General features: G+C 28.4%; 9 protein-coding genes and 1 riboswitch. Of the genes, 3 read left to right on the top strand and 6 right to left on the bottom strand.

What is annotated here, in order from left to right; translation table 11 throughout:
- Positions 1-146 precede the first annotated feature (146 nt).
- The 3 genes from ARA19_RS08335 to licT all read right to left on the bottom strand — a co-directional run bounded on the left by ARA19_RS08335 (position 147) and on the right by licT (position 6101).
- Entirely contained in the window at positions 147-2684 is a 2538-nt protein-coding gene (locus tag ARA19_RS08335) for a cation-translocating P-type ATPase (RefSeq protein WP_055070515.1), read from the bottom strand.
- 129 nt (positions 2685-2813) lie between these two features.
- Positions 2814-2901: riboswitch (NiCo riboswitch) on the bottom strand.
- A 418-nt stretch (positions 2902-3319) separates the two neighbouring features.
- The gene (locus ARA19_RS08330) at positions 3320-5002 is read right to left on the bottom strand and encodes a PTS transporter subunit EIIC (protein ID WP_055070514.1); all 1683 of its coding nucleotides are present in this window, start codon (positions 5000-5002) and stop codon (positions 3320-3322) included.
- Between the two features lie 256 nt (positions 5003-5258).
- Positions 5259-6101 carry a BglG family transcription antiterminator LicT gene (gene licT / locus ARA19_RS08325; protein ID WP_055070513.1) on the bottom strand — a complete coding sequence of 281 codons (843 nt, stop codon included), beginning with the start codon at positions 6099-6101 and terminating at the stop codon, positions 5259-5261.
- A 481-nt stretch (positions 6102-6582) separates the two neighbouring features.
- Between licT and ARA19_RS08320 the strand changes: the two genes are divergently transcribed.
- From ARA19_RS08320 to ARA19_RS08310, 3 genes are all read left to right on the top strand, one after another.
- Complete coding sequence (locus ARA19_RS08320; protein ID WP_055070512.1) at positions 6583-7059, top strand: PTS sugar transporter subunit IIA; 477 nt, start codon at positions 6583-6585, stop codon at positions 7057-7059.
- A gap of 252 nt (positions 7060-7311) precedes the next feature.
- Positions 7312-7923, top strand: coding sequence for a hypothetical protein (locus tag ARA19_RS08315; RefSeq protein ID WP_055070511.1), 612 nt, complete (start codon positions 7312-7314; stop codon positions 7921-7923).
- Positions 7924-7996: 73 nt separating this feature from the next.
- A complete protein-coding gene (locus ARA19_RS08310) occupies positions 7997-8875 on the top strand; it encodes an MSCRAMM family protein (protein WP_055070510.1) in 879 nt (292 codons plus the stop codon).
- 158 nt (positions 8876-9033) lie between these two features.
- Here ARA19_RS08310 and ARA19_RS08305 read toward each other — a convergent pair whose 3' ends face one another.
- The 3 genes from ARA19_RS08305 to ARA19_RS08295 all read right to left on the bottom strand — a co-directional run bounded on the left by ARA19_RS08305 (position 9034) and on the right by ARA19_RS08295 (position 13566).
- On the bottom strand, positions 9034-10269 hold the full coding sequence (locus ARA19_RS08305) for a peptidase U32 family protein (RefSeq protein ID WP_055070509.1): 1236 nt from the start codon (positions 10267-10269) through the stop codon (positions 9034-9036).
- A gap of 162 nt (positions 10270-10431) precedes the next feature.
- The gene (locus ARA19_RS08300; RefSeq protein ID WP_055070508.1) at positions 10432-10980 is read right to left on the bottom strand and encodes a LemA family protein; all 549 of its coding nucleotides are present in this window, start codon (positions 10978-10980) and stop codon (positions 10432-10434) included.
- A 183-nt stretch (positions 10981-11163) separates the two neighbouring features.
- A complete protein-coding gene (locus ARA19_RS08295; RefSeq protein ID WP_055070507.1) occupies positions 11164-13566 on the bottom strand; it encodes a DUF2207 family protein in 2403 nt (800 codons plus the stop codon).
- Positions 13567-13588: the final 22 nt, after the last annotated feature.

Below are 13588 nucleotides of genomic sequence, written 5' to 3'. Positions count from 1 at the left end.
CCAATTATTGTAACACACTAATCCAACTTTTACAAACTTAAGTGCAATAACTAAAGCCATAAGCTATAATCATTGCACTTATAGAAGCTTGTAATATTATAAACACTAGTCATCAGACAAACTGAGACTTAATTCAGTTAGAATATTTATGATGCTTTACTTTCCTTAAATCTCAACTTATTTATTAATTTAACAACCTCGTACCACATAATTGATACAAAAGATATAAGAACAACTATAATTAGCTGTTTCATTGAAAGTGCTGCAAGTCCTAATATTCCAGCTAATGGACTATATAAAATTATAGCTATTCCAATAATAGTTCCCAAAGATATTAACCACATAATAGGGTCTTTTCTTAATTTCTTAATAGAATGATAAACAAAATCATTTTGTGAGCTATTTACTTGAACTAGCAATAAATTTGATAACATTATTATAGCCAATCCTATTGACCTAGATACTTCTGCAGAATTTGAATTGATTTTCAATGATACATAATATGCTCCAAAGGAAGCTATGAATAAGACAATTCCTTGAATTACGCTTTTAACTAGGAGCTTTCTATTTATTATACCCTCCTTAGGATTTCTAGGTAACCTTTCCATTATATCATCCTCTGCTGGTTGTCTTTCTAAAACCACTGAACAGGTTGGGTCTATTAAAATCTCTAATAAAACCACATGAAGTGGTAATAAGAAAATCATTGCTCCTCCAATACCAAGCAAAGGTGCAAGTAATGAAGCACAAGCTATAGGAATATGAATTGTGAAAATATATCCCATTGCCTTTTTAATATTATCATATATTCTTCTACCGTCGCTTATGGTGTCTACTATAGTTGAAAAGTTATCATCTAATAATATTAAATCAGCAGCTTCTCTACATACATCAGAGCCTCTTTCTCCCATAGCAATTCCTATATCTGCATATTTTAATGCTACTACATCATTAACACCATCACCTGTCATTGCAACAATATCTCCATTATCTCTAAAAGCTTGTACTATACGCATTTTTTGCTTTGGAAGTACTCTAGAAAAAATACTAACATTTTTCACCTTTTCCCTAAGTTCACTGTCTGTCATTTTATCTAAATCATTACCAGTTATTACTTCGCCAGTATTTTTCATACCAATTTTTCTTCCTATTGAACTAGCTGTTACTCCATTATCCCCTGTAATCATAACAACCTTTACTCCTGCCCTTACACAACTTTCAATATCCTCTTTAATTCCTTCTCTTGGAGGATCTAAAAGTCCAACAAGTCCAATAAAATCTAACTTAATTTCTTCTAAAGAATTTGGGAATTCTTTTTCTTTAAGAACTTTTTTCCCTATGGCTATGACTCTTAAACCCTTAGATGACATTTTATAAATTTCTTCTTCTATAACCTTTTTTTCATTATCATCTAAATTACTTATACTAATAATCTTTTCTGGTGAACCTTTTGATACAATTACTTCCTCACCATTTCTTTCCCAAAGATGTCCCATTATTTTACTTTCACTAGTAAAAGGATATTCTTTTAAAAGTTTTCCATTAAAAATTTTTTTCTCAGGAAAACCTTCTTTTTTACAATAACGAAGCATTCCCTGTTCCATAGGGTCATAAGGTTCATACTCACAAGCAAGTCCCATAGTTTCTATAAGTATTTCTTTTTTATTCTTAAATGTCCAAATCTCATTTATGTCCATTTTATTCATGGTTATTGTTCCTGTCTTATCAACACAAAGTACAGATACAGCTCCTAAGGTTTCAATTGATGGTAACTTTCTAACTAAAGAATTTTTCTTAGCTAGTCTAAAGGCTCCCATGGATAAAAATACTGTTAATATAACAGGAAACTCTTCTGGGATCATTGCCATTGCTAATGTTATACCAGATAAAATACTACTTATAATTCTCTCATTAAAATCATAGGTAGGCATATTAATATAAGTTATAACACATACCAAGAAGAAAAGAACTAATGCAATTATTGTACAAACCTTAACTATTTTTCTAGTTTCCCTTTCCATTGGAGTTTTAATTTCTGGTGCTTCAATTATACTAGCTCCTATTTTTCCATATTCAGTTTCACTACCTATTTTATCTACTAATATTGCTCCTGCTCCCTGTGTTACTACACTTCCAGCATAACAACAATTTCTTTTCCAATAGTCCTTACTACCACCTCTGAAATAAGTAGTTTTCCAAACAACCTCTGATTCTCCTGTTAATAATGATTCATTAACAGCTAAATCGCTGCACTTTATTACTTTACCATCAGCAGCTATTCTATCTCCTTCTGAAATTATCATAATATCCCCAGGAACTAAATCTTCACTATTTATTACTTGTTCTCTTTTGTCTCTAATTACCGTAACTTGAGGTTCAGATAAGTTTTTTAAAGCCTTTAATGTTTTGTCAGTTTTCCATTCTTGAATAACATCAATGGCGATAATTCCAACAACAAATATGAGCATTATAAAACCATCTCTAGGTTCCCCAAGAACAAAGTAAATAATAGCTGCACCTATTAGTAATAAAAACATAGGTTCTTTTAAAACATCTATTATTTTCCTAAAAAAACTTTCTTTTCTTTCCTCAATCAACTTATTTTTCCCATAAATCTTTTGTCTTTCTTCTGCTTCTTTTGTTGTTAATCCAAATTTCTCATTTTTTTGTTCTTTAATTGTCATAAAGTATACCTCCAATTTGCTTTCTATATATCATAGAAATAGCTTTTTTTGATCACTCTATGGCAATGCATTCTTCATCTTGTTTCAGCTATTGCTCTAAAAGTATAAAAAAATACCCATAGAACAATATACTGTCCCACAGGTATAATTCCCTGTTGCCCAAAGGCCCGGCTCCATAAATTTCAACAAAATTTACGGCCTGATCAGTTTGTACTGTAGATTTATATGCAGTGCAAAGAGATTATACTTAATTATATTCCAATTAATTACAAAAGTTCCTTTATTAAATTAATTTTTTTATTTTTATTCTATATTTTTACTTATAAACACAGTCATTTAAAAAAGGAGTATATCTGTTATTAAATTCACTTTATCTCACTATAAACGTAGACTTAATTCAGGTGGAGTTTTGACTCCCTCTCAATGCTTAGGCTCCTTATCTAGAAGCGTGAGGCTGTTTATTTCCTACTTATAGGGAATAGGAGTATTACAGCCTCTAGCTATTAGATAAACATATCTTTTTTGTTATATCACCCCATATATTTAATAATAAGTAAACTAAATAAAAGAATAACTGGTAGAAAAGTAAAAGAAAAAGATAGTACTATTTTTAATACCATCCTTCTCCATATTAATTAATTAAATTCTAACATATCATTTAATTCATTTTTATACGCATCTGCTTTAGCTCCAAAAATAACTTGAACTCCATTACCAACTTCAACAACACCAGAAGCTCCTAAATCTTTAAAAACATCTTTATCTACTTTAGATTTATCAACAACCTCAACTCTTAGTCTTGTGATACAAGCATCAACACTTACTATATTAGATCCTCCACCTAATGCAGCTATAACTAAAGGTGCATTTTCAGATATTTCATTAGAACCTTTTTTCTTAGTTTCATTTTCACCTGATTTAGACTCTTTGAAATCAGCTTTTGTGTATAATTTAGTTTCTTCTTCATTTTCATCTCTTCCAGGAGTTTTTAGGTTAAATTTCTTGATTAAGAATAAGAATAAGAAATAGTAACCAACAGCATAAGCAAGACCAACTAAAATAATTACTAACCAGTTAGTTGCAACCCCTGCACCAGCAGGTAATAATCCAAATAAAGTAAAGTCTATTAATCCACCTGAGAATGTCATACCTACAAATACATTAAAGATATCCATTAACATGAAAGATAACCCAGCAAGTATACAGTGTACTCCATAAAGAACAGGGGCAACAAATAAGAATGTAAATTCTAAAGGTTCAGTTATACCTGTTAACATTGAAGTAAATGCAGCAGATATTAATAAAGACCCTACTAATTTCTTTTTACTTGGATGAGCAGCTTTAAGCATTGCTAAGGCTGCTGCTGGAAGTCCAAACATCATAAAAGGAAACTTTCCAGCCATGAATCTAGTTGTTCCGCTAACAATCTCACCCATAACAGCAGGACTAGCATTAACTAATTCAGACATATGAGATAATTGAGCAAAATAAGCTGTATTTGCTCCAGCAACTGTTTGGAAAGTTTGAGTAGTTGCATCAACTAAAACTTGTCCTTCAACAAAGGAACTATACCAGAAAGGTGTATAGAAAATATGATGTAAACCAAAAGGAATAAGTGCTCTTTCTATTAACCCATAGAAAAATGTTCCAATTGATCCAGAAGTTCTAACTAACTCAGCTATTACACTTATACCATCTTGAACAAAAGGATAAACAAAAGCTAAAATACAACCAACAAAGGCCATAACAACTGCTGTTATTATAGGTACAAATCTACTACCAGAGAAGAATCCTATAATAGCTGGTAATTGTATTGTGTGAAATTTGTTGTGTAAAAAAGCTGTTACAATACCTGTGATTATCCCTCCAAATACAGACATATTAAGAGTAAAGATACCTAAAGAAGTAGTAACATAAGTTCCATAATTTCCAACATTATCAGGAGTTAATACACCTAACTTAGTAACCCCTAATCCTAATAATGTAGAAATAACTTGATTCATTACTAAAAAACCAAATACAGAAGCTAAAGCTGCTGTGCCCTTATCTTTCTTAGCTAATCCAACAGCAACTCCTACAGCAAATAATAATGGTAAATTTCCAAAAATTACATCACCTATATTTTTCATTACTGTAAGTAACGCAGTCATAAAAGGTATATTTACGAATGCTATTAATGGTTGATAAATTGCAGGTGGATCTGCTAACCCACTAATTCCTAATAATGCTCCACCAACCCCTAGCATAATACCTGCTATTGGAAGAGCTGCTATTGGAAGCATTACTGCTTTACCAATACGTTGTAAAAATTGCATCATATATAAAGTCCCCCTAAATAAATAAATTTTTATGGTAATTCTTTGTAATATTCCCATAAAAAATAAATCATTTTGTATAATTTATTTTTTATAAGTATATCCTTTATAAATAGCCTATCTCTAAACATAAATTCTTCACCTTATATTTTCTATAAAAAAAGACTTAAATTTACTTATTAAACTAGTCTAAAATATTAAACTAATTTTTTAGTAAACTTAAGTCTTGCCTTATATAAAAGTTACAATCCTAAGATAATTATTTATTTTTAGCTGTTATTACTCTCTCAATATGCATAGTCAAATAAACTACTTCATCATCACTTACTTCATAGTTAAATTTTTCTTTTATAGCTTTTTTTATAACTAATGAACATCTATATGATTTCTTATAACTTACTTTTATTAAAGATATAAAACTACTTTCAGAACTCTCCATCTTACTCTGTGATGTTACCCTTTTAGCAAAAAATTTTAAATGGGTTAATAATCTATTATAATTTATATCATCCTCACAAAATTCAACTTTAAAATAATCTTTTATAATTTCTAAGACTTCGCTAGTTATAGCAATTATATTTTGACCTTCTGAAATATTATATTTATAAGATGCATTAACTAAATGTAAAGCTATAAATCCAGCTTCATCTACAGGTAAATCTATTTTTACTCTCTTATTTATATGCTCTAAAGCCCACTGACCAATTTTAAATTCTTCAGGATGAACCATTCTTATTTCATGTAATAGTGTATTTTTTATTTCAATCCCTGTTTTATATCTTTTAATTGCAAAAGCTATATGGTCTGCTAATGAAATATATATTTGCTTGTCTAATTTTTTATTTAGAACTTTTTCTGAATGTACTATTATTTCCTGAGCTAACTGAAAAATTCCATTTGGGATTTGTCCTATTAAATTTTTAATTTTATCTCCTATTTGTTTATCATCTATTACAAAAGTCTTTTCTGCCTTTTCCTTGTCAGCAACTTCACCAACTTTTTTTCCAAAGGCTATGCCACACCCCATTAATATAACTTCTTTTTTAGTTTTGGGATCTATAGATAAAATAACATTATTATTTAAAATTTTTTCTATTTTCATATTATTAGCTCCTTAATCCTTAATAAAAAATAAATACCTAAAATACACCCTAGGAAACTAGGATAATATTTTAGGTATTGCCTGCTTATCAGTAACAATCCAAAACTGTAATCAAATATTACCATATAAAGAAAATATAATCAATACTTACTTAGTTAAAATAATGTAAAGTATTTCATATTTCTTTTACAAGAAATATATTAACTTACTTATTTTAAATTTATTTATCACTGTTTTATTCTTTTTTTATTAAAATTATCATAATAATTTATTAATTGACATTATCCATAAGTTCCATTAAACTTAAATTAACATGTTACTGTTAAATCAGGCATAAGTTTCCCTTATAGGTTACTTATGCCTTTTTATATTTCATCAATAAAATTTATTTAGAATTTAAAGTTTAATAGATTTAAGGGTAAAATTTAAATTTGAAAGGATGTGAATTTCCTAATTATTATAAATAATTTAGGATAGTATTATGTTTGGATTTTTAAAAAAAGATTTAAAATTAGTTTCCCCAATAGAAGGAAAAACTATAGACTTATCAAAAGTAAATGATCCTGTTTTCGCTGAAAAAATGGCTGGAGATGGGCTTGCAATAGATTCTACTGGTAATATAGTAGTAGCCCCTTGTGATGGAACTTTAACTTTAATATTCAAGACTAATCATGCTTTTTCTATTACAACAGATAATGGTGTTGAATTGCTAATTCATATTGGCCTTGACACAGTTACCCTAAATGGCGAAGGCTTTGAACGCCTTGCAGAGGAAGGTCAAAAAGTAAAAGCTGGTACTCCAATAGTTAAATTAAATAGAGAATTTATTGAAAGTAAAGGTATTTCATTAGTAACTCCTGTTTTAATAACTAATGTTGATTCTGTAAAATCAATATCTCCTATAGTTGGAATTGATGCTAAAGCTGGAGAAACTGATATACTAACTTATAAAAAATAAACATAGACTTAATTCAGTCAGATAAACTAAAAAGGATTATCTTAAAGTGGAGTAAACTCCATTTTAAAGATAATCCTTTTATATTTGAATAGGTAATATGATCTAAAATTCTTCTACTTACCTTTTTTAAAAGTTTAGTAAAAACAATTTTACTCCCCAACAAATACATATTGTATATTTTTTTGGTAACATTTAACTAATTTTTGTAATATAATTTACTATATATAAATTTAAATACTAAGGAGATAAAAAATGAGTACATTCTCAGATAAAGTAGAAGAATTACACTACGATAAATGTAAGGCTAAAATCAAATTTGATGATGAAATTAAAGTAAAGGACCCAAAATGTGATCCTGTGTCTTTTAAGCTTGATATTTCCGTAAGAGGAAAAATTAAGTTATGGTGTAAAAAATGTTTCCATGTAAGTGATGAAAATGATTGCTCAAAAAAATACCACTGTGATCCTAATTGTTGTGAACTAGAAAAAGGCTCAAATCTAGGCATTATCCTTTGCTTCGGTAATGATGGAGTCAGCAAATGTCCTGGTGATAAATCTAAAAAAGTTCATTCTGTATCTGACAGATTATGTATTCCACATAGTCTAAAACTTAAATTAGTAGATTGTTGTATACCAAAAGATTTCGTTATATTGGTATATAAAAAAGATTGTAAGGAGCTTATTAAAACTATAGATTGTAAAGATCCTGACTCTTTCCATGATTTTATTTTCTCTGAAGGAGAATACGAACTTGTTCTTTCCACACGCGACGAATGTAAAGGTGGTAAATTTTTTGATATACCATGCAATTTTATTTGTTGTCTTTCTTTATTATTTGAAGTTGACTTTGAATGTGAGCGTTAATAACATTTTACACCACAATAATGGGGCTATTATAGGCCCCATTATTATATAAATATATTTTAGGAGAAATTTTATGAGTTTAATAAATTTTGATGATAATTTTAATACTGATTCCTCTTCTGAGTTTCCTCTTACCTTCTGCTCTAGCAACTCATCTATTTCTCATAACCCTGAAGAGCATGAAATTCAAGAAAACTTTGAAGAAGATTTTAATATTAGTAAAAGTACCAATATATTTAAAGAAGAAAAAGAAACTATTATCCCAAAACCTATTAAAGGTATTATTTGGTCTCCACATTCCCATAATAAAAATGAATCCTTTAACAATATAACTATAGAATTATATAGCGAAAATAATTTTAATACACCTATAAAAACAACCAAAAGTGATACTAATGGCTTTTTTACTTTTGATCATATAGATTTAGGAAATTATTTTGTAAAACCCAATATATCAAAAAATTATAAATTAATAGAAAAAGGGGCCTACTCTTCTATTAATAGTAACACTCTATTAAGTGATAAAATATTTAATGATAATGAAAACATAACAATTTATATTGGCTTAATTAGGACTTTTAAAGTTTGTGGTATGGCATTGTACAACCCTTATAATTATCCAACCTACTCTAATTTAGATGGAATAAATAATCTTTCCCTAAGTCTATTAAATGAATCCAATGAAATCGTAGATTCTACTTTAACAACCTCTACTCTTTTTATAAATGGCTATTTTGAATTTACTAATCTTACTCCTGGAACATACAAAATAGCTCTTAATAATGCGAAATCTATGAAATTTTCCCCATTCACTTCACTAAAGACTTCTAAACCTAACATAAAAATAAAGGAAAATAATTTATTAGAATTTAAAATTTCTAATGACAATTTAAATAATCTTTTATTTTCTATATATCCTTCAAATAATGTTCTTCAAAGCCATAGTGGTTAACTATAAACAAAATCTACTGTAAGAGACTATCTAAATAGTGAATGATCACAAATGGTGAACCTATATAGCTAGATAAAAGGCAGAGGATATATCTGTAATTCGATACATCCTCTGCTTTTTAATAGACTATATTCACTTGTACAACCACTATAAATCTTTTAAAGCTCTTTTCTTAAAAAACTATTTTCTTCTAATTCTACAGGAACTTTTATTTTAAATATCATTCCTGGATGAGGACAACTTTCTATAGGTTCTCCTTTTTCATTATATAATTCTTCAGCTACAAATTCATTATCAAACTTACTAGGTGATAATATTTCTATTTTATCTCCCTTAACAAATTTATTTCTTTGTCTACATGTTGCTATTCCTGTTTCCTTATCATAAGACTGAACTATTGCCACAACATCATACTCTCTAACGTGATTATTTGTATCATATATCATTGACTCTGCATTTGGTTCATTAAAGAAGAATCCTGTATGATATACTCTATGGCTAACCTTAAACATTTCTTCTCTTAAAACTTCTGGAAGCTTATAGTTTTCTGGGTCTTCAAAGTATAAGTCTATAGCTTTTCTATAAGCATTTACTACTATAGCTACATAGTATTCACTCTTATTACGGCCTTCTATTTTAAGAGATGAAATTCCTGCTGTCATAAGTTCTGGTATATATTCTATCATACATAAGTCCTTTGAATTCATTATGTATGTTCCATTTTCGTCCTCTTCTATTGGATAATATTCTCCATCTCTTTTCTCTTCCACTAATGAATATTTCCATCTACATGATTGAGCACAAGCTCCTCTATTAGAATCTCTTCCAGTCATATAGCTTGAAAGTAAGCACCTTCCTGAATATGAAATGCACATAGCTCCATGTACAAATACTTCAAGTTCTAATTCTGCTGGTATATTGGCTCTTATTCTTTTTATTTCCTCTAAGGAACATTCTCTACCTAAAACAACTCTTTCTGCTCCCATAGAGTGCCACATGTTACAAGCAGCATAATTTACAGTATTCGCTTGTGTACTTATATGTATTGGTAAATTACTATGCTCTTTAACTAAAGAAAAAACACCTAAGTCTGATACTAAAACAGCATCAACCTTTGCCTCTTCAAGTTCATTTAAAAAGCCTTTTAACTTGTCCAACTCATTACTTCTTGGCATTACATTTATTGTACAATATAATTTTTTCCCTAATTTATGAGCAAACTCTGCTCCTTCTTTAATCTCTTCAAAAGAAAAATTTTGAGCTCCAGCTCTTAAAGAAAATGCCTTTCCTCCAAAGTATACTGCATCTGCCCCATATTGAAATGCTATTTTTAATTTTTCTAGACTCCCTGCTGGTGCCAATAATTCTGGCTTCACAACTTTATTATTATCCATTTCCAATTCACTTCCTTAGTAACAATCTAAAAGAACAATGTATTAAAGTTATATAATTTTTATAGCTTTAATACATCATATCTATATAAAATAATATAGGATTATAATAGTAATCTCAACATAAAATTTAAGTGATTCTATTAATCTCTAACTAAAAATAGCTTAAAATTGCACTCTCACATTATTTCTTTCTTCACTATTTGTAATTTCAAAATATTTTTCTGTTTTAAAATTACAAAGAGATGCTACTAAACAACTTGGAATTCTTTCAACTGCAACATTCATTTCTTTTACTACACCATTATAATATCTTCTTGAACGTTCTATTTCTGATTCTATTGTTTTCAACTGCTCTTGTAAGTTTAAAAACTGCCTATCAGCCTTTAAATCTGGGTAATTTTCAGTTAACATTAATAATTTTCCTAAAGCTCTTGTTAGTTCTCCTTCTTTTTCTGCTCTATTCTCCTCTGAACTTTCTAAGGCATTTCCCCTTGCTCTTATTACCTCATTTAAAGTTTCTTTTTCATGTTTTGCATAGCCTTTAACTGTTTCTATTATATTAGGAATTAAATCATACCTTTTCTTTAAGAAAACATCGATAGTGGAATATCCTTCTCTCACCTTATTTCTTAATGCAACAAAGTTATTATAAGTTACTATAAACCAAATAACTATAATTGCTATAACTGCTATTACACCTATTGTAACCATGTCTTTTACCTCCTAAATTTATTTTACTAATCTAATTAAAGTTCCTTTATTTTATAAACTGAGACTTAATTCAGATGAGTTTTAATTCTAGCTCAACTTTAGTAATCCTTATCTAGTGACCTGTGCCTATTTATCTTAAGCTTCTAAAGGCTTTCGTATTACAGACACTAGTGATCAGGTAAATTACCAGCTTGAACCGCCACCTCCTCCAGAGCCTCCTCCTGAGAAGCCACCACCAGAAAAGCCTCCTCCTGAGAAACCTCCTCCATTTGAAGAACTTCCTAAGTTACTTGATGGATTATGAACTGCTTCTTTTGATATAAGAGCCATATCTAACATCATTCTATCTATACTGTATACAGGTCCATAAGGACTATAATAAATAGGTGGAGGAAGCTCTATATCCTTGAATTTATTTTCCCATACCTTAGTCAGATTCAACACTTGAGCATAAGGTAATGTATCATAAAAATATTGTGGTTCCTCTTCTATTAATTTTTCTAATCTATCCTTTTCAGCTACTTTTATAAAATTTCTAAAACCTACAATTTCCGCAAATTTTTCTTTACTATATTGATTTCTCCTTGGAATCTTTGATGCAAATATTGAAATTAATGTTGTTGTAATAAAAATAATTATCTTTAACATATTTGGAATTTTGCATATGAAAAGTTCTGCAGCAACTAACACTCCATATAATCCTACGGAAAGTATATAATTAAAAATTTTACTACCCTTTTCTCCTTTTATGTCCTTATCAAAATTTAATAAATATAATATTATTGTTAAAACTATACATTCTATAATTCCAATTGCCATATAAAGAAACATAACTTCAAAACCAGTTATAGTTATTTCTTTTACAACATAAGCAAAAATTGAAATAGGAATTATATTTATTAATGTACATAAAATCATAGTAAAAATTGATTTTCCATTGACTATCTTTTTCTCTCCACGGAAATTAGATTTTAATCCACGTACAGCATTATTTAAATTAATATAAAACTTATTTTTCAAGTTATTTTTTGTAACTATCTTTCCATCTCCATGTCTAAACATTGCATCAAACAATACTTTTTCATATTCTTTCTCTTTATCAAAAACAGAGATATCTCTTATTTTCTTCAACTTGAAATTTTCATTTTTAGTCATTATTATTTCTAAATATCCCTTACTTGCCCAATAAAAAATCAATTTAGTCAAATCACCATCATATATAAACTTATTATAAATATAAGAAACTTCAGCAGGATTTAAATCCTTTGGTGGATATATTTCTACTGCTGGAATTACCTTATTTTTATCACGTAATCTATAAGCAATAATAAAAGCTATAATTATAGATATAAATGATATTATATAAAAAATATTAACTGATTTAGGAAGCGGTCTATAAAATAAATCTTCATTTACATCTAATAAAAAATCTATTGATTCCTGTTTATTCAGTGATGTTAAGGACTTAAACATAATAGTATTATTCTCAACTTTATTAACCTCATATCTTTCTTTTCCTAAATTTAACCCAAATTCTGAGAACATAACATTATAATCTAATATAGGAACATCACTACTTACTTTTATATTTAATTGTTCTATTTTACTATTTACATTACCTAACAATTGTCCTACATCTATTGAACTATCCATAGGTGGAGTTATTTTATAAGTCACATTAACCTTATATTCTCCAGCTTTCCTCGGTAAAATAATATACTTACCATCTTCATCTATTGTGAAATTATTATTATCAATATTTATTTCTGAAACTTTTACCCTACTAAAATCTTCCCAAAGCCCAATAAAATTATATTTATCTTCTTCTAAAACATTTATAAGATATTCTTTATTTATTAAATACTCTTTTTCCTTTGTTATATGCATATTTATATTTTCCTCATTGATTATATAAGGATGCTTAATTAATGGTGCCTTTGAAAAAGCTCCTTCATTAAGCACTACATTAACAGTTATAGCATTATTAGGTCCTATAGTTCTTTTAGAAGAAAAATAAATGGTATTATCCTTAATTTCATAATTAACTAAGTTACTTTCCTTTGATCCATATTCTCCAGAAGCAACTGTTATTTTCTTTAGTTCTGCATCCTCTGGATAAGTTATCTTTGAAGTGAATTTTTCTATTTTAGTATCCCATTGGTCACCTAATATATTTAAATAAATATAATCTCCTTCTGGCTGTTCATCAGAAAAATGCTTTAATGTATATTTAATAATATACCTTTTATCCCCTCTTACAGTATTATCTTCATCTCCTATTTTTATTTCCATATCATTACTATCAGATATTTCGCTTTTTGCACCATCCACTGAAACATCTGTAATTTCATACTCTTCTAAATAAGAATTTTTAGGAATTGTTCTTATAATCCCGTGTCTTTCTTCATTAAAGTATACATCCACAGTTTCTGTTATTATATATTCTCTTTTATCATTTGCTACAACAGAGACATCCATATTTTTTATATAATATCCATCATCCTCTGCCATTACTTTAATACTGCTAAAACTTAATAAAGAACATAATAAAATTAAAATATATCCTATTTTCCTAAACACTTTCATGGTATCCCCCAAATTTATTTTT

Source organism: Clostridium massiliamazoniense (genome assembly GCF_001403635.1).
GTDB lineage: Bacteria > Bacillota > Clostridia > Clostridiales > Clostridiaceae > Sarcina > Sarcina massiliamazoniense.
Note: the sequence above shows the minus strand (reverse complement) of the source record. Positions and strands in the feature narration are given on the sequence as shown.